Raw genomic sequence first — 16,551 nt, forward strand, 5'->3', positions numbered from 1 at the left:
TATTTAGTAAACAGAGGAGGGAATACGATGAAACAAGAAACGATAAATAATTACCGTCAATTAGAGAACTGGCTGAGTGAATTGAAGCAAATCCCTGAAAAGGAATTCTACGCTCCGATGGAGGAAGGAAAATGGTCGTTGGCAGCATTAGTTTCCCACTTTAAATATTGGGATGACTTCGTCCTGCAGTATCGCCTTAAACCAATTGTTGAGAATCGCCCGATTGAAGATGTTCGTGTGACGGAAAAGGAAATGAATGAGAAGGCAGAGGCGCATGCGCATAGTGGGATTGATCAAGATGCGCTTGTTGACGAGGTCATCGCTAAAAGACATGAAGTGGTCGGACTGCTGGAGGAGATCACTGAAGATAAATTTGGTGAGCCTGTCTCGTTGGGGGACCGTTCCATTACAGTCAAAGAATATATCGATGGCCTGACTGAACATGATGACCATCATCGAAAGCAAGTGGAAAGCATCACTAGTGTATCGTAAATTGGTTTGCAATGTTCGAGTAAGGGAAAACTATAGGAAATAAAGGGGTGGAGGTGTTAAAGGATGGGGAAAGCTGTAGATAATCCTGCTCAACAGTTCCATTACATCAAAAATCGTATTAAGATGCTGAACCAGGTTGTGGAAACGATGGATGAAGAGATTAGTGAAGATGATTTTGACAGACTGCTTGATATGATCGGTCAGCTTCATCAAAAGATGGAGCGCTTTAAAAAGGATTGGAATGGTTCGTGAAGAAGTCCAGGGCTTTTCTTGCCATTGTGTGGCTGGCTTTTATCGGGTATGCGGTATGGTTTTCGCCGGAAGGGAATGGGCCATACTTAAAGCAGCTGCTGTCAATGGATTCTCCAGACCCATTACTTCTTGCAGTTTTCAGCCTATTAGGGGTATTCCCTATGCTGTATGCCTCATTGTTGCTTCGGATGGATAATGGGGCAGTACCTGCATGGCCTTTTGTCGCTGGATCCTTTTTCTTAGGAGCATTTGCACTCCTTCCTTACTACATAATAGCCTCAGATCAGCCGAAACGAACATTGCGGACGCCATCATGGTTGTTGACTATCATTACAAGCAGCGTATTTCTAGGACTCCTTACGTTAGCAGTTCTGGCTCTGGTCGGTTATGGAGTGACGACTGAAAGTTTCGTTGTTTATCAGGAAGCTTTCCAGACATCCCAGTTTGTCCATATCATGACGATTGATTTTTTTGTGTTGTACCTTCTGTCGATTTATGGAGCTTACTTTCATGTACAGCAGAGCGGCCAAAGGGCAGCTTCACCATTTCTTGCAATCATCCCTATTCTTGGTCTGATCGGTTACTTGTTCCTCCAAAATAGAAAGAACAACGAATAAAAACTCGCCGACAGGGCGAGTTTTTATTTTTAATCCTGTTTCAAGTAACGTTCGTCCTTCAGGAACAATCTCCAGAAGAAAATGAAAGCTGGCACAAGAATGGTCAGCCCTACACCATAAGCAACGAGCAGGGAGTAGAACATTGATGGATTCGTGAACCCTGCATTAGCTGTCAGATGAGGATAAATCATATAAGGAAGGTGAGCAGATCCGTACGCGTAGATTGCGAACCCGTATTGCAGGATGACGAAAACTACGGCATAGCGAAAAAGTCCGCGATTACCGGATGAATCTTTGAGGAACAATGCGAGATAACCTAATACGAAAAGAATGAATGACATTCCGAATCCATAACTGTTGGCTTTCACATTGTCCAGGAACCATGAGGCTTCAGGCACCAAAGTGAAAAGGGTGATGACTGCAATGACAATGGTGATCGGTCCCAGCCATATGGCGTGCTTCCGGTACGTAGCTGTCGCTGTCTTATCTCCGGATGCATGCGCATAATCAGCCAGGAATAAAGCAGATAGGAACAGCTCGGTACATAATCCGAACAGGATATGCGAGTAGGTGGTGAAACTTGTTAGAAGCTTACCGTACAACAAATTTGGAGTATCGACTTCCATGATGATGAATCCACCAAGCGTAACCGGCAGGATGCTGACGAGCAATGCCGGAATCAGCAGTCCGGTAATTCCTGAGATGATCTGGAGCAGACGTCCGAACCGTTTAACGGAATGGGAAAACACCATGAATGTCGTACGGATGGTCAGCAGGATCAACCCTAAACCGATCGGTAGGATGAAGAGCACACCAAGCATCGACGCTGCAAATGGGAAGAAGCTGAATAACGCGACGACAAATAGGACAAGGAAGACATTCGTCACTTCCCACGTCGGTGAGAGGAAGCGGTTGGCAATCAAGGAAGCACGCGAATTGTCCTTACCTCCATAAATCATCCCCCAAAATCCAGCCCCAAAGTCGAGGGAGCCCAACATGGCGTAGATATAAAGGAAAGTCCACAAGATCGTAATTGCAATAATCGATTCCTGCATCCCATCACACCTCCTTCAAATCTGCCATTACAGGATTCCGCTTGAAATAGAACCGCATCACGAAACTTGTGATGAACAGCAGTACGACATATAGAATCAAAAACAAGAAGAATAGAATGCCGACGTGCTCAGAAGTGGTAGCAGCTTCTGTAGTCCTTAATACATTCGTGATCGTCCATGGCTGCCTTCCGATGCAGCTGAAGCACCACCCTGCTTCAATCGCGATGATTGCAAGTGGACCTCCGCTGGTCAAGGCACCGAGCATCCATGGCTTGAAGGCTTTCTTCAGCAAAAATCTCCACGCAAGCAGGAAGAAGGAATAGAGTAACAATAGCGTTCCAATGCCGACCATGACGTTAAAGAGTGTGTGAATGAATAATGGCGGCCAGTCCTCTTCAGGGAATTCATTCAATCCCTTTACTTCGGTATCAAAACTATTTCCTGCAAGAAAGCTCAATGCCCACGGGATTTCAATAGCGAACTTCACTTCCTGGGTCTCCCGGTCGGTGAATCCTCCGATTGCCAACGGGGCATGTGTCTGAGTTTCGAATAACCCTTCTGCTGCTGCAAGCTTTCGAGGGAGGTATTCGTGCAGCATTTGAGCGGTCTCATGCCCGTTGATTGCTGTAGCAAGAGACATGGTACTTCCAAGGATGAGTGAAAGGATCAACCCTTTCATATGATATGCTCTTTCTTCCTCCGTTTTGTTTCTCTTCAATAGCTTGAATGCAGCAACAGACGCAATGACGAATGCGCCAGTCATATATGCCGACAAGGTGACGTGCATCGCAGTAATGAAGAAGCTCGGATTGAAAAACGCGTCCCAGGGCCGAACATCCACTATCTGTCCATCTACGACTCGGAAGCCATCAGGTGTATTCATCCATGCATGCGCATCGGTGATCAGGATGGCTGAACCTACTGCCCCGAGTGCCACGAAGAATATACTGATGATACGCAATACTGGGGAGAGGCGGTCGGCAGCATATAAATAGATGGACATGAACACTGCCTCGATCAGAAATGCGAAAATTTCAATCTGAAAAGGCAATGAAATGACCTGGCCGACAATTTCCATGAAGCCTGGCCAAAGAAGTGACATCAATACACCAACAATGGTGCCTGATGCGATGGATACGGCAATAAGGATGGCGAAGCCTTTTGTGATCCTGCGTGCCATTACTGCATAGTGTCGATCTTTTGTGATTAGATGCATGATTTCACACAGGATGATGATCAATGGTAAGCCAACCCCAAGCGTTGCGTATATGATATGAAAGCCAAGTGAAGTACCGAATAAAGCACGTGCAAGCATAACTGTATCCATTTCCATCACCTCCGTAAAATTCCTTTTTTAGTAACCCCCTAACATGGCGATTCTATTCATCAGATAGTGATCTTTGAAGGGAGGAAAACATCTAAAAATCAGATTTTCTGCATGCAAAAGGCACAGAGCAAATACTCTGTGCCTGGTTCAATCTTTTATCAGTCTTTTTGTATCCGTTCATAGGATCTTAACTGGTCGATTGCTTCAAGCGTTAGGATGGCCGACCATTCCATTTTTGCTTTTTCCCAATCCTCCTTGTAATCGTTCCATTCCCACGTTGGTTCGATGCAATGGGATTCTTTCAGGCGATCAGCCAGGAAGTCAAGATTCTTATTGATTTCCTCTACTGGGATGCCAAGCAACGATTCACCAGGATGTTGAATGAACTTCATTGGACTCGGTACGTAATCCTTCCATGCTTCCTGATCGTATCTTATTTGCTGCTTTACTGCACGTTCCAATTGCTCGTCAATTGTTGGAGAGCGAAGCTCAGGATGGAGTCGGAAAAAACGAAGGTAACAGTAGATTTCATGCTCGGATTCGAATGTTTGTAAATTCATTAAGTGATTTAGTGCAATGCGTTCCAATTCATCGATCGGAAGCTCTGTCACCATGTTCTTATAGCGCAGAAGGTAGCCGATGATCTCTGCAGAAGGATTCCCCCAATGAGCATCAATCCATGACATCCCATTTTCATGTACTGTCCACCAAAATGCGTGAGGATAGTCATTGACCTCAGGTGGTACAGCATACCAGCCGCTGCGATCAGCATGGAAACTTCGTTCAAGGTAGCGGATTGCCTCTTTGATCATTATCCGAGCGGAAGGGAGATGGTCATGATGGATAAGGGTTTGCAGTGCCACAGATGTTGCTAGTGGAGACGAAGCTGGCAGCCGGAAATCAGGTTCCAGTCCATGGCCGAACCCACCATCTTCATTTTGATAGCTTGCTAATGCACGGATGATTTCTTCTTCCCTTTCTCCGTGAAGCAGATGCTTCGCTTTCATTTTCTCTAAGGTTCGTCCCTCTTTGATAATGAATTGGAGACTTGCGTGATAGTCTTCTTCGGGTAGTACCTTCATTCGACAACCTCCTTCAAGTCATTAAGGATAATTTCGTGGAAAATGCTAAAATTCCTACCTCAAATGCAAACCATTTCGAAAATCGAGTGCTTTTCTTTAAAATAGAGTCGACAGAAAGTATAGGAGCGTGGATAAAATGGCAGAACATCATTTTCATTTAAAAGCAGATTGGCCGGGAGGACGGAACAATGTAGGGTCTATTAATGCTGGGAATTTACAGACGAAAATATCGATTCCCCCAGAAATGGATGGACCGGGAGTAGGCACGAATCCTGACGAAATGCTGCTTGGAGCTGCTGCAACGTGTTACATCATCAGCCTGGCTGCGATGATCGAACGGGCGGATTTGCCAATGCAGCGGATGGAATTAACCTCTGAAGGAATTGTAGAAGTAGTGGAGGGTGTCTTCACTTATAAAAAAATCATCCATCGACCTGTAGTAGTGCTTAAAAAAGGTGCTGCAATCAAAGATTTGACGAAACTTCAAAGGCTGGTGGACAAGGCAGAAGAAAGCTGCATGATCTCTAAAGCATTAAGAGGTAATGTGGAGTTGGAATTGGAAGCTGACCTTTCAATAGAAACATGAACATGCTACGCGTTTAAACTACACCGAAAAAGGTTATTACATCTTTAGAAGCGCAAGAGGAGGGTCGGCTGTGAAGTTGAAAGATCAATTGTTAGAAAAAGGGTACGATGTCATCGATATTCTGGTCATCGATGAAAATCAAGAGCAGAATACGATACCTGATATTACTCTGCACAAGGTGAATGATTTAGAATATAAATTATTCATTGAACCCGAATCCATCGAGTACCATCTTGAGGAAGAGAATCCATACTTCACCGCAAAGCAGCGAGAGGAAGACGGAGAGTCTCTTTTAGTGAAATGCTTTGTAATTGAATGGTAAGAAGGAGAATGTGTAGCGATGAAAAGCTGCACATTTTTTGTATAGAAGAAGGTATCACACTGTTAAAGGTTATGGGTCACATCATCAATCATCCTTACTGTATGGAATCCGTTTATTCCATTCGTTCAAACGTTTGTCCAACTCTTGTGAAATCTCAAGTACCTCAGCATGGGAACGGTTTTCCTTATAATATTTGTACATCTTTTTCCTTAATGCCTCAATTTCTACTTCTAAATTATTTCGTTTGGTCATATGTGATCTCCTTAGTGAATGAATCCAGTTCTGAAAATTTCCAATACTGTTGTCGAATAATAGTATACTAGGGAAATAGTCATGCAAAAATAGGTCCTAATGCTTATATTGTCTGTCTTGGTATGCTATCTTGTATATCCTTCTCCAAACTTTTTAAACGGCACCCTAAAATTTTTCATTCATTTGTCATTTAATTGAAATGTTGTGCATATATGTTAAACCGACAAAATCAGACAAAATGGTGGTAATTGTAAAAGAATTTGGTATAATATTCAGAAAATAGGATTTTTACCTGGAAAGGGTGTTTTTCATGGAAATGATGGAAGAACACGAAGCAAAAGTAGGCGATATCATTGCTTTCGAATTGCTTGGAGATCAAGTGAAGGGGAAAGTGATTCCTTCTTCCTGCAAAAGATGCATCATGGTAGATCTATCGATCATGGAAAATTTCAATGAAATTGAGTTCGAACATCAAAGGACGATTGTAGCGCCTGGAAAATACAAAGTATTGGAACAACGATAATAGTGCGACTACATAGAGATGGATAAGTAGAAGGAGACCGCTCACTGGTGAGCGGTCTCCTTTCCTGTTGATATCAGCTGACCTTGAATTTTCGAAGATTTTCTTTAAGATTATGAGCCAGGCGATTCAGATTCACAGAAGAAGACGTGACTTCCTCCATTGTCGCGGTCTGTTGTTCAATCGAAGCTGCGACTTCCTGCGTACTGGCCGATGTCTGTTCGGTAATCGCAGCGATTTCATTAATTAATTCGGTCATTTGTTTCGAGTTCGCATTTACACTTTCAGAAGTCTTCGAAACATCGTGAAGCTGCTTTGTGACATTCTGAATATCTTTTACGATAGCGTCGAACGAAGTTCCTGTCTCGTTGACCATGATGATTCCTTTGTTCACGATTTCAGTACCATCGTTCATTGACGCTACTGCTTTTGTCGTATCCGTCTGGATTTCAGCAATCAATTCATGGATGGTACCGGCTGCTTGTGCAGATTTTTCTGCAAGCTTTCTAATTTCATCTGCTACTACTGCGAAGCCTTTCCCGTGTTCACCAGCCCGGGCTGCTTCAATTGCAGCATTCAGACTTAAAAGGTTGGTCTGGTCGGCGATTTGTGTGATCACTTCGATGATATTTCCGATCTCATTCGATTTTTCTCCTAAAGCATTGATATCTTTGGAGGTCTGGCTGACCGAGCGTTGAACGAGGTTCATCTGTTCAATGGTTGCTTCTGCTTTTTGAATGCCTTCGCTTGCATTCTTACTTGAAGTATTAGATAAAGCTGCTACAGCTTGAATCGCCAGGGAGGAGCTCTCCATCTCTTTGGATATGTGAAGTGCGGAATCCCTCAGCTTCAATGCGCTTTGTGCCTGATTATCTGATCCCGCCACAACATCCTGGACAGTAGTGGAAATCTGTTCGATTGCACTGCTGTTCTGTTCTGCTCCCAGTTTAAGTTCTTCAGAGGAGGTTGATACCTGGGAAACTGTCTTATTTGCACTCTCAATCAATCCTCTCAGTTTAACAATCATTGTGTTGAACGCTTCCGATAATTGGCCGATTTCATCTTTCGAGTTCTTTTCGATCATGGTTGTGAGGTCCCCGTCTGCAGCATGGGAAGTGGCTTCCACCACTTTTGAAATTGGACGGATCACAAGTAGATGGATGAACAAGCTGATTATGACTGTCGTAATCAGCAAGGTTACCCCCGTGTTTATGTACACCCCGTAAATGCTGCTGACATTTCCATCCATGAGCGCATTCACATAGGAATTGATGAATGCTGAAATCGGTGAACTGATCAATAAGCTCAAAATTACTGCTGCAACTGTTTTGGTACGTAAGCTTATACCACCTGGTATTTTCATGCGTAGTCGCCTTGCTGGCTGCAGTGGGGCAGGTGCAGGATGAACGTTAACTTTTTCCATTGAATCAACCTCCATATTCATACTTTATTACTGGTTCTTTATACCCTCATTCTAAGATGAATAACCCACATCTTATATATCGACAATATTTTTTCAGAATAGATATAAAATAATGAATATTATAGTGGTAATAGATTCAATCACTTGAGAGTCGAGCGTTTCAAATTGCGAATCTTGAATTTTTCCTTTATATTGAGGGTAGACAATTGAATAATTCCTTCGGGGCAGGGTGGAAATCCCGGCCGGCGGTAATGAGCCATTCGCTCTCAGCCCGCGACGGGGAGGTTCTCAGCATAGATTTGTTGAAAAGGATGCAGCTTGCATCTGGATCTCCCCCTGATTTGGTGCAACTCCAAAGCCGACAGTGAAAGTCTGGATGGGAGAAGGAAACTGCGCATGTTTTTATAACTAAGGTCTGATTTTCTGGAAGTATGACCTTTTTTAAGCTTACGAAAAAACAAGAACATGACGATGCCCTGGAGAAGTATGTCTTCTTCAGGGTTTTTTTATACTTTAATAAAGTTTAACTTGCTAAGGGATAAAGTATAAGAAAATACTAAGGCTTTCGCCATAAGTTCTTGGCGACAAGCCAAGATTTTCTAATATGCTTTTTGTGAGGTGAGGGCATGAATCGTGATGAAAATTATATGCAATTGGCGATTGATATGGCCGAACGGACAATCGGGCAGACCTCGCCAAATCCAGCAGTGGCTGCGATTGTCGTCAACAACCTGCAGGTGGTCGGAGTAGGAGTCCATGTAAAGGCAGGTGAACCGCATGCAGAGGTCCATGCTTTGCGGATGGCAGGTGATAAAGCAAAAGGAGCAACCATTTACGTTACCCTTGAGCCGTGCAGTCACTATGGAAGAACCCCGCCATGTTCGAAGGCAGTCATTGATGCAGGGATTGAACGGGTAGTGATCGCTACTCAGGACCCTAATCCGAAGGTTGCTGGTAAAGGGGTTGAAATGCTGAGAGAAGCAGGGTTGGAAGTGGAAACCGGTATTTTGAAAGAGAAGTCTGACCGTTTGAATGATGCTTTTTTTCACTATATCCAATCTGGTGAGCCGTATGTGTATTTGAAAACGGCGATGAGTCTCGATGGAAAGATCGCTACTTCTACTGGTGAAAGCCAATGGATTACAGGAGAAGAAGCCAGGCAGGATGGACACACCTATCGTCATCGCAGTGATGCGATTCTTGTGGGGATCGGAACTGTTTTAGCCGATGACCCTTCGCTAACGACAAGGCTTGATGGTGAAGGTGCAAATCCTGTCCGAGTAATTATGGATACAAACTTGAAGACGCCTCTTCAATCGAAAGTGTGTAAGGATGATGCCGCCCCGACCATCCTATTTACAGGTAATGAGGTTGATCCGGATAGAGTGGAGAAGTATAACGAAATTCCCCACGTGGAAGTAATTCAGTTGTCTACTCCAACTGTCGAGGTATCTGAGGTGCTTAAGCAGTTAGGGCAAAAGAGGATCACCTCGCTTCTGGTAGAAGGAGGAGGCACCGTCGCTGACGCTTTCGTCCGAGCCGGAAAAGTGAATCAGCTCATTTCCTACATTGCTCCAAAATTAATTGGAGGGAAAGAGGCATTGACGCCACTTGAGGGAACAGGGTTCCAACGATTACAGGATGCAATGAATTTGAAAGTTATTTCTACTGAAATGCTTGGTGAAGATATAAAGATCATAGCAATCCGTAAGGGAGGTTGATTCTATTGTTTACAGGAATCGTAGAGGAGATCGGGAAGATCAAAGAGATCAAGGCAAAGAGTGAAGCGATGGAACTGGCTGTCGAAGCGGACATGATCGTCGAAGATGCCCATCTTGGAGACAGTATCTCCATCAACGGTGTATGTTTGACGATAACGAAATTCGACCGGAAGGTGCTGTTTTTTGATGTCATGCCGGAAACCTATCATGCGACTAATCTGAATGAACTTGCTAAAGGAAGCAGGGTCAATTTGGAGAGAGCGATGGCAGCGGGCGGACGGTTCGGTGGGCACCTTGTATCAGGCCACATCGATGGGACAGGTGAAATAAAGAAAAAAACCAAACGATCTAACGCTGTCTATTATGAAATTGAACTGTCCGATGACCTCGCTGGATTCTTCGTATATAAAGGTTCGATTGCAGTGGATGGTACCAGCCTCACGGTTTTCGGTGTCGAAGGGAATACAGTGACAATTTCACTTATTCCGCACACCATGGAGTACACAGTGCTCGGTGCCAAGGATGCTGGGGATAAAGTGAATATCGAGTGTGACATGATCGGCAAGTACGTTGCCCACTTCCTTTCGAAAGGGAAGGATCGGGGAAACAGTAGCAGCACGATGACGAAGGCTTTTTTGAGTGAAAATGGATTTGCATAAACATCAAAGAGGTGATGGAGAATGTTTGATACGATTGAGCAGGCATTAGAAGATTTGAAACAGGGGAAAGTGGTCATCGTCTGTGATGATGAAGATCGTGAGAATGAAGGTGATTTGATCGGTCTTGCAGAATATGCGACTCCTGAGATGATCAACTTTATGATCACATATGGAAAAGGGCTGGTGTGTACACCGGTAAGCCAGGAGATTGCAGACCGTTTGAACCTGTTTCCGATGGTAGAGCGAAACACAGATTCTCATGAAACTGCCTTTACGGTAAGTATTGATCACAAGCGTACTACTACCGGAATTTCTGCTGCAGAGCGCGCGCTGACAATCAACGAATTGCTGAACGAAGCTTCTACTGCGGATGATTTCAATAAACCTGGCCATATTTTCCCGCTGTTAGCCAAGCAAGGCGGAGTACTGCGTCGTGCAGGCCATACCGAGGCTGCGGTTGATCTCGCGAAGCTTTCGGGTTCAGAGGAAGCTGGTGTCATCTGTGAAATCATTAAAGATGATGGAACGATGGCTCGTGTACCTGATTTAAGAAAAATGGCCGATCAATTCGGTTTGACGATGGTCACGATTGCTGACTTGATTCACTACCGTAACCAAAACGAAACCCATGTGAAACGTGAAGTGGAAATCAAACTTCCTACTGCATATGGTGATTTCAGAGCTGTGGGCTATTCCAACGATATTGATTATCGTGAACATGTTGCACTTGTGAAAGGTGAGATCAAAGAAGGTGAACCTACGATGGTCCGCGTGCACTCAGAATGCTTAACCGGGGATGTATTCGGCTCTTATCGATGCGATTGTGGACCCCAACTTCATGCAGCGCTGAGCCAAATCGAAGAGAACGGCAGTGGCGTTCTGCTGTATATGCGTCAGGAAGGCCGTGGAATCGGATTGTTGAATAAGATGCATGCGTATAAGCTTCAGGAAGAAGGGCTCGACACCGTTGAAGCCAACAAAAAATTGGGGTTTGCACCTGACTTAAGGGATTATGGCATTGGTGCACAGATTTTGAAGGATTTGGGCATCACTAAGCTGCGTTTGTTGACGAACAACCCTAGGAAGATTTCCGGTCTGGGCGGTTACGGCCTTGAAGTTGAAGAAAGACTTCCTATTCAAATGCCAACTCGTGAGGAAAATGAAAAATACCTGAAAACGAAACAATCCAAACTAGGCCACCTTTTCCATTTTTAAATTGTGATCACACTTGATTTGCATAGGATGATTTCAATCGTTTGGGAGCTTTAAGGAGCGTTGGGAAAGGACTCGCTTTCCTGTGGGGGAACTGGCAAGCCTCCTCAGGCTGTGCCTTCCGGGGTCTTGCCTAGCTCCTTATCCCACGGGAGTCTCGACCTTTCCCAACGCTCCTTACCATATTAAGAGTTCGAAATCTCTTTTGAAATTACTAATGTTAATTATGGAAAAGTAGATCAAGTTTACCTTTGCAACATTTTATTCTGGGGTAGTTTCGAGTAACTTAATCTTGTATGATGGTTGGCAAAACGGTGAGACTCCCGCGGGAATGGATTGGCTGGCAAGACCCCACAGAGCGTAAGCTCGAGGAGGCTTGACGTCATCCCCGCAGGAAAGCGAATCGTTTTGCCGACCCTCATCCACTCAATCAATGTCTCGAAACTAATAGAACTTATAATGAATCAACTAAAGAAACAAATATTAAGGAGGATCATTCATGGTAAAACATTATGAAGGACATTTAGTAGGAACGGATCTTAGAGTAGGGATCGTTGTCGGGCGATTCAACGATTTCATCACAAGCAAACTATACGAAGGAGCACTGGATGCATTAAAGCGCCACGGTGTTAACATGGATCAAGTGGAATCCGCTTGGGTACCGGGTGCTTTTGAAATCCCGATGATTGCAGATAAGATGGCAGCATCCGGGAAATATGATGCAGTGATCACGCTCGGGGCAGTCATCCGAGGATCCACTCCACATTTCGATTACGTGTGTAATGAAGCTGCGAAAGGCGTCTCCCAGGCGTCTTCGAAAAACGGAATCCCTGTCATTTTCGGTGTCATCACGACTGACACGATCGAACAGGCGATTGAACGTGCTGGAACAAAAGCAGGGAATAAAGGCTGGGAAGCTGCAACCGCAGCTATTGAAATGGGTAACCTTACAAAAATGCTCAGCGAATAAACGAACTTGGAGCTCATGCTTATAGCATGGGCTCCTTTTTAGCACTTTAAGAAAGTTTAACTTTTTTAAAGGGATAAAGTATAAGAAAATACTAAGGCTTTCGCCATAAGTACTTGGCGACAAGCCAAGTTCTAACCTATCCAAAGTTTAATATGCTCCTGTTTGGATATAAAATCATGGATAGAAGGAAGGTGGGACAATGGGAACAATCGCTGTCTGGTTTCGAAAGGATCTAAGGCTGAATGATCAAACGGCACTTTCCCAAGCACTTCAAACGTTAGATAAAAATGATCAGATTCTTGCTGTTTTTCATATTCATCCTGCATTGACCGAGAATTTCTCAATACGCCATGATTACTTTTTCCAAACACTACGAACATTCGTAGAGGCCTGTAATAAAGCTGGGATGCCGGTTCACTTCATCAATGGGTCTCTAGAGGAAGGGTTCACACATCTGACCAGTGAGGTTGAGGACCTCGAAGCAATCTACTTCAATGAAGATGAAGTCGGGTACGGGAAAAAGCGCGACGAAGAGGCAATGAAATGGCTTGATGACCATGAAGTTCCTTATCGCACCTTCATTGACCACCATATCCATGGTGCAGGTGAAATTAAGAAGGCGGATGGAGATCCTTATCTAGTATTCACTCCATACTTTAAGAAGTGGAAAACCAGGAAAAAGCCTTCCATCCAAAAGGTCGATCATCAAAAGCTGAAGAAACAAGGTGCTGATCTGACAGAAGCCTTCAAGGATGGATACGATACTTATCAAAAGATGCTGAAGAAATGTACACATGATTGGAAAGCCTTGGGCGAAACGTGTGCAATGGAACGACTGAAGCAATTCATTGATGAGAGAATTTATGACTATGAGAAGAAACGAGACTTTCCGGCTTTGAATGGAACGAGCAGGCTTTCACCTTATCTAAAGACAGGAGCACTTTCACCGAGAACCATCTATCACCAGATTGGGGAGGAGGTAGACCATCGGAAGAACCTTGAAGGGGTGGACACCTTTGTGTCTGAACTGGCATGGAGAGATTTTTACTCGATGGTCTACCACTACCATCCTGACTGCAAAGATAAAGAAATCATCGAAAAGTATCGTGGACTGGATTGGAACACGGATGAAGCAATGTTTGAAAAGTGGAAGGATGGACAGACAGGCTTTCCGTTGATTGATGCTGCCATGACGCAATTAAATGAACGAGGGTGGATGCATAATCGCCTGCGGATGGCTACGGCTTCCTTTTTGACAAAGGACTTGTTGATGGATTGGCGTAAAGGGGAGCGCTACTTTGAAGAGAAGCTGATTGATTACGATCCTGCATCCAATATCGGTGGATGGCAGTGGGCCGCATCCACTGGTACCGATGCCGTGCCTTATTTCCGAGTCTTCAACCCGGTTCGGCAGTCTGAACGTTTTGATCCCAAAGGTGCATTTATCAAGCGTTATCTTCCTGCACTGGAAAAAGTTCCTGAAGCATATATACACGAGCCTTGGAAGATGTCGGATGAGGAACAGCGGGAAGCGGAGTGCATCATTGGTGAGGATTATCCAAAGCCGATGGTGGATCACAAGACGATGCGGAAGCGGGCAATCGAAATGTTCAAAGGAGAATCGTAGATTAGATCTCTTAAAAAGAGGACGGGAAACCGTTCTTTTTTCTTTGTTACACTTTCTCACGCAGGTGACAGTGGCTTTACATTTTGTTGACAACCTCCATAAAGCGTTTGAGAGGCGAGAAAATTGTATATGTAAATAGTAGAGAACATCTTGTTTCATATACAACGTGAGTGAGAAAGGAAATGAAAGAAATGAAGCGTGAGGCTTATTTCGATAATGCAAAAATCATCCTGATCTTTTTAGTCGTCTTCGGACACATGATCCAGCCCTTTACGGATGGATCAAAACCGATGTACACGTTATACATGTGGATCTATACCTTCCACATGCCAGCATTCATCTTCCTTGCTGGCTTTTTTGCGAAAGGCTCCGGAAATAAAGGATACATTGCCAAACTGGCAAAGAAATTGATTTTCCCTTATATCGTTTTCCAGGTCATCTACACGATTTTCTATTTCTTTATCGGTAAAGACGGCTGGATGACGACACCATTCCATCCGCATTGGTCACTTTGGTTCTTGTTCAGCATGTTCTGCTGGCATGTACTGTTGCAGCTGTTCAGCAAGATTCCTCCAATGATCGGATTGGCGCTGTCTGTCACTATCGGTATTGTAATCGGCTATGCTAGTGATATCGGCCATACGTACAGTCTATCTCGTACGTTCGTTTTCTTCCCGTTCTTCCTGGCAGGATATTGGTTGACGAAAGATCAAGTAGCCAAATGGCGTACGAAGCAGGTGAAAGTAGCTTCAGTGATTGTAATGGCCATTGTAGCAGGGGTCATTGCCTATGCACCTGAATTCAGCTCCGGCTGGTTCCTTGGATCAAAATCCTATGCAGTGTTAGATTTGCCTAACAGTGGCGGGCTGGCCCGTTTAGGTGTCTACATGCTGGCTGGAATCATGACCGTGGCAGTGCTTGCCTGGATACCTGTGAAAGGAAGTCGGATTTCCGTGCTTGGTCAGCGAACGCTGTATGTGTATTTGCTCCACGGTTTCTTAATCCAGTTCTTCCGCCAGGCGGATGTCTTCCATGTGGACAATGTCATCGATGTGATCGGTCTGGCAGCAGTATCTGCAATCATCGTGCTGTTATTGTCTACAAGAATCGTACTGACGATTTCCCAACCGTTGATTGAAGGACAGATGAAGCATCTGAAACGATATTTTTCTTCAAAAAATGTACAGGAAAACAACTGAATCGAATAGACAAAAAGGAAAACCCTCCTATTACAGCGAATGCTACAAGTAGTTGTTTAATAGGAGGGTTTGTTATGCAGTTGAAGGCGTTGATGGAATGTTCCTTTCATGATGCAGTAGCCGCTTGGAATGCGGGGTTCCAGGACTACCAGGTGAATCTGACAATGACGGTCCGTCCCTTTCTTTCAAGGATGGTGCATGAAGGGCTGTCTCCGGAATATTCTTTTTTAGCTTATGATGGAGATCGGCCAGTAGGGATTTTGCTGAGTGGTATTGTAGAGCACGAAGAGGGAAAGGAAGCATACAACGGCGGGACAGCCGTCGATCCGGATTATCGTGATAAGGGAGTTGGCTATCTTCTGGTTAAGGCTGCGCTCGATAAATATGAAGAAGAAGGCGCCGATATTGCCACGCTTGAAGCGATTTCCACCAATGATCGGGCAATTCACATGTACGAGAAGCACAACTATGGTATCGTCGATCATTTGGCTATGATGGGGAAAAAGGGAGAGCGAACAAAAGGGGATGGAACGTTAAGAATGGCAAAGCTCACCAACAGTCAGCTGGATGGCATCGATTTTCATGATGAAGATATTCCGTGGCAGACGAGGATTCTGCATATTAAAGGAGCCGAAGCTTTTGCATTTTATGATGACCATTTAGTAGGGTACACCGTCATTACTCAAGCATTCGGAGAGTCCGGAAATCGGGAAAGAGTGTTGATCTATCAACTCGAAGCCGCAGATCTGAATGAGACAAGCTATGCTTCCTTATTGCAAACCTTGTATCAGGAATTCCCAGCGGACCATTACAGCGTCGTAAACATAAGAAAATCCCATCCCCTCTACGAAGTCCTCCTCCAGGAAGGCTTCGAAACCAAAATCGAACAAGTATGGATGAAACGAAAAATGAATCTTACGTGAACAAGGAGGAGCTGAAAAAGCTCCTTTTTTATTGAATATATAGTAATGTGTATAATCTACAATTAGCACTAGAATGATTCACTTGAAATAGAAGAGATTTCTATTAAGAGTAGGTCAATAAATACATTTTGATAAGGGGAAGGGAAACAGGGAGACTCCGACAGGAAGAGTAAGACAGGCGAGACCCCGGAGGTCGAAAGACCGAGGAGGCTTGCCGTCTTCCCTGCGGAAAGCGGACTGTTTCCCTGGACCGGTAATCTTTAAAACGGAATTGACCAATCGGTTACTATAATTTAACGTTTGCAAAGTCTT

Annotated in this window: 18 protein-coding genes and 1 riboswitch; of the genes, 13 read left to right on the forward strand and 5 right to left on the reverse strand. The window is 44.3% G+C overall.

Annotated features, from left to right (window positions below; all coding sequences use genetic code 11):
• Window positions 1–27 precede the first annotated feature (27 nt).
• The 3 genes from ACFQ2J_RS12440 to ACFQ2J_RS12450 all read left to right on the forward strand — a co-directional run bounded on the left by ACFQ2J_RS12440 (window position 28) and on the right by ACFQ2J_RS12450 (window position 1,361).
• Window positions 28–492, forward strand: a complete 465-nt coding sequence (locus tag ACFQ2J_RS12440) for a DinB family protein (protein ID WP_386060803.1) — start codon at window positions 28–30, stop codon at window positions 490–492.
• A gap of 63 nt (window positions 493–555) precedes the next feature.
• A complete protein-coding gene (locus ACFQ2J_RS12445; RefSeq protein WP_386060805.1) occupies window positions 556–744 on the forward strand; it encodes an SE1561 family protein in 189 nt (62 codons plus the stop codon).
• Window positions 741–1,361, forward strand: a complete 621-nt coding sequence (locus ACFQ2J_RS12450; protein WP_386060808.1) for a hypothetical protein — start codon at window positions 741–743, stop codon at window positions 1,359–1,361. Before ACFQ2J_RS12445 ends, ACFQ2J_RS12450 begins: the two co-directional genes overlap by 4 nt.
• A gap of 29 nt (window positions 1,362–1,390) precedes the next feature.
• Here the strand turns inward: ACFQ2J_RS12450 and ACFQ2J_RS12455 are convergent, their stop codons facing one another.
• The 3 genes from ACFQ2J_RS12455 to ACFQ2J_RS12465 all read right to left on the reverse strand — a co-directional run bounded on the left by ACFQ2J_RS12455 (window position 1,391) and on the right by ACFQ2J_RS12465 (window position 4,825).
• The gene (locus tag ACFQ2J_RS12455) at window positions 1,391–2,416 is read right to left on the reverse strand and encodes a cytochrome d ubiquinol oxidase subunit II (RefSeq protein WP_386060810.1); all 1,026 of its coding nucleotides are present in this window, start codon (window positions 2,414–2,416) and stop codon (window positions 1,391–1,393) included.
• Window positions 2,417–2,420: 4 nt separating this feature from the next.
• Window positions 2,421–3,743 carry a cytochrome ubiquinol oxidase subunit I gene (locus ACFQ2J_RS12460; protein WP_386060813.1) on the reverse strand — a complete coding sequence of 441 codons (1,323 nt, stop codon included), beginning with the start codon at window positions 3,741–3,743 and terminating at the stop codon, window positions 2,421–2,423.
• 158 nt (window positions 3,744–3,901) lie between these two features.
• Window positions 3,902–4,825, reverse strand: coding sequence for a hypothetical protein (locus ACFQ2J_RS12465; RefSeq protein WP_386060815.1), 924 nt, complete (start codon window positions 4,823–4,825; stop codon window positions 3,902–3,904).
• 136 nt (window positions 4,826–4,961) lie between these two features.
• Between ACFQ2J_RS12465 and ACFQ2J_RS12470 the strand changes: the two genes are divergently transcribed.
• Together ACFQ2J_RS12470 and ACFQ2J_RS12475 are read left to right on the forward strand one after the other, a co-directional pair.
• Window positions 4,962–5,411, forward strand: coding sequence for an OsmC family protein (locus ACFQ2J_RS12470; RefSeq protein WP_386060818.1), 450 nt, complete (start codon window positions 4,962–4,964; stop codon window positions 5,409–5,411).
• Between the two features lie 70 nt (window positions 5,412–5,481).
• Complete coding sequence (locus tag ACFQ2J_RS12475) at window positions 5,482–5,733, forward strand: hypothetical protein (RefSeq protein WP_386060821.1); 252 nt, start codon at window positions 5,482–5,484, stop codon at window positions 5,731–5,733.
• An 84-nt stretch (window positions 5,734–5,817) separates the two neighbouring features.
• Here the strand turns inward: ACFQ2J_RS12475 and ACFQ2J_RS12480 are convergent, their stop codons facing one another.
• Entirely contained in the window at window positions 5,818–5,985 is a 168-nt protein-coding gene (locus ACFQ2J_RS12480; RefSeq protein WP_386060824.1) for an aspartyl-phosphate phosphatase Spo0E family protein, read from the reverse strand.
• Between the two features lie 310 nt (window positions 5,986–6,295).
• Here ACFQ2J_RS12480 and ACFQ2J_RS12485 point away from each other — a divergent pair, with 310 nt between their 5' ends.
• Window positions 6,296–6,508 (forward strand): DUF2187 family protein, encoded by a 213-nt coding sequence (locus tag ACFQ2J_RS12485; protein ID WP_386060827.1) that lies wholly within the window; start codon window positions 6,296–6,298, stop codon window positions 6,506–6,508.
• A 73-nt stretch (window positions 6,509–6,581) separates the two neighbouring features.
• On the opposite strand, the gene ACFQ2J_RS12490 is transcribed toward ACFQ2J_RS12485, so the two are convergent.
• Window positions 6,582–7,928: a methyl-accepting chemotaxis protein gene (locus ACFQ2J_RS12490; RefSeq protein WP_386060830.1), complete on the reverse strand. Its 1,347-nt coding sequence runs from the start codon at window positions 7,926–7,928 to the stop codon at window positions 6,582–6,584.
• A gap of 211 nt (window positions 7,929–8,139) precedes the next feature.
• A riboswitch (FMN riboswitch) is annotated at window positions 8,140–8,320 on the forward strand.
• 234 nt (window positions 8,321–8,554) lie between these two features.
• Between ACFQ2J_RS12490 and ribD the strand changes: the two genes are divergently transcribed.
• The 7 genes from ribD (at window position 8,555) to ACFQ2J_RS12525 (ending at window position 16,239) form a co-directional block, all read left to right on the forward strand.
• Window positions 8,555–9,649, forward strand: coding sequence for a bifunctional diaminohydroxyphosphoribosylaminopyrimidine deaminase/5-amino-6-(5-phosphoribosylamino)uracil reductase RibD (gene ribD / locus ACFQ2J_RS12495; RefSeq protein ID WP_386060833.1), 1,095 nt, complete (start codon window positions 8,555–8,557; stop codon window positions 9,647–9,649).
• A 5-nt stretch (window positions 9,650–9,654) separates the two neighbouring features.
• Window positions 9,655–10,308, forward strand: coding sequence for a riboflavin synthase (ribE, locus tag ACFQ2J_RS12500; RefSeq protein WP_386060835.1), 654 nt, complete (start codon window positions 9,655–9,657; stop codon window positions 10,306–10,308).
• A 21-nt stretch (window positions 10,309–10,329) separates the two neighbouring features.
• A complete protein-coding gene (locus ACFQ2J_RS12505) occupies window positions 10,330–11,523 on the forward strand; it encodes a bifunctional 3,4-dihydroxy-2-butanone-4-phosphate synthase/GTP cyclohydrolase II (protein ID WP_386060838.1) in 1,194 nt (397 codons plus the stop codon).
• Window positions 11,524–12,019: 496 nt separating this feature from the next.
• Window positions 12,020–12,490 (forward strand): 6,7-dimethyl-8-ribityllumazine synthase, encoded by a 471-nt coding sequence (gene ribH, locus ACFQ2J_RS12510; RefSeq protein ID WP_386060841.1) that lies wholly within the window; start codon window positions 12,020–12,022, stop codon window positions 12,488–12,490.
• A 199-nt stretch (window positions 12,491–12,689) separates the two neighbouring features.
• Window positions 12,690–14,117 (forward strand): cryptochrome/photolyase family protein, encoded by a 1,428-nt coding sequence (locus tag ACFQ2J_RS12515; RefSeq protein ID WP_386060844.1) that lies wholly within the window; start codon window positions 12,690–12,692, stop codon window positions 14,115–14,117.
• Window positions 14,118–14,299: 182 nt separating this feature from the next.
• Window positions 14,300–15,316: an acyltransferase family protein gene (locus ACFQ2J_RS12520; RefSeq protein WP_386060846.1), complete on the forward strand. Its 1,017-nt coding sequence runs from the start codon at window positions 14,300–14,302 to the stop codon at window positions 15,314–15,316.
• A 74-nt stretch (window positions 15,317–15,390) separates the two neighbouring features.
• A complete protein-coding gene (locus tag ACFQ2J_RS12525) occupies window positions 15,391–16,239 on the forward strand; it encodes a GNAT family N-acetyltransferase (RefSeq protein ID WP_386060849.1) in 849 nt (282 codons plus the stop codon).
• Window positions 16,240–16,551: the final 312 nt, after the last annotated feature.

The organism is Thalassobacillus hwangdonensis, from assembly GCF_042675915.1.
GTDB classification, from domain to species: Bacteria; Bacillota; Bacilli; order Bacillales; family Halobacillaceae; genus Thalassobacillus_A; species Thalassobacillus_A hwangdonensis.

Bases quoted from the DNA above. Each gene is read 5' to 3' on its own strand.
- ACFQ2J_RS12440 (WP_386060803.1), top strand. From the start codon at position 28: ATGAAACAAGAAACGATAAATAATTACCGTCAATTAGAGAACTGGCTG.
- ACFQ2J_RS12445 (WP_386060805.1), top strand. From the start codon at position 556: ATGGGGAAAGCTGTAGATAATCCTGCTCAACAGTTCCATTACATCAAA.
- ACFQ2J_RS12455 (WP_386060810.1), bottom strand. From the start codon at position 2,416: ATGCAGGAATCGATTATTGCAATTACGATCTTGTGGACTTTCCTTTAT.
- ACFQ2J_RS12460 (WP_386060813.1), bottom strand. From the start codon at position 3,743: ATGGATACAGTTATGCTTGCACGTGCTTTATTCGGTACTTCACTTGGC.
- ACFQ2J_RS12465 (WP_386060815.1), bottom strand. From the start codon at position 4,825: ATGAAGGTACTACCCGAAGAAGACTATCACGCAAGTCTCCAATTCATT.
- ACFQ2J_RS12470 (WP_386060818.1), top strand. From the start codon at position 4,962: ATGGCAGAACATCATTTTCATTTAAAAGCAGATTGGCCGGGAGGACGG.
- ACFQ2J_RS12480 (WP_386060824.1), bottom strand. From the start codon at position 5,985: ATGACCAAACGAAATAATTTAGAAGTAGAAATTGAGGCATTAAGGAAA.
- ACFQ2J_RS12485 (WP_386060827.1), top strand. From the start codon at position 6,296: ATGGAAATGATGGAAGAACACGAAGCAAAAGTAGGCGATATCATTGCT.
- ACFQ2J_RS12490 (WP_386060830.1), bottom strand. From the start codon at position 7,928: ATGGAAAAAGTTAACGTTCATCCTGCACCTGCCCCACTGCAGCCAGCA.
- ribD (WP_386060833.1), top strand. From the start codon at position 8,555: ATGAATCGTGATGAAAATTATATGCAATTGGCGATTGATATGGCCGAA.
- ACFQ2J_RS12505 (WP_386060838.1), top strand. From the start codon at position 10,330: ATGTTTGATACGATTGAGCAGGCATTAGAAGATTTGAAACAGGGGAAA.
- ribH (WP_386060841.1), top strand. From the start codon at position 12,020: ATGGTAAAACATTATGAAGGACATTTAGTAGGAACGGATCTTAGAGTA.
- ACFQ2J_RS12515 (WP_386060844.1), top strand. From the start codon at position 12,690: ATGGGAACAATCGCTGTCTGGTTTCGAAAGGATCTAAGGCTGAATGAT.
- ACFQ2J_RS12520 (WP_386060846.1), top strand. From the start codon at position 14,300: ATGAAAGAAATGAAGCGTGAGGCTTATTTCGATAATGCAAAAATCATC.
- ACFQ2J_RS12525 (WP_386060849.1), top strand. From the start codon at position 15,391: ATGCAGTTGAAGGCGTTGATGGAATGTTCCTTTCATGATGCAGTAGCC.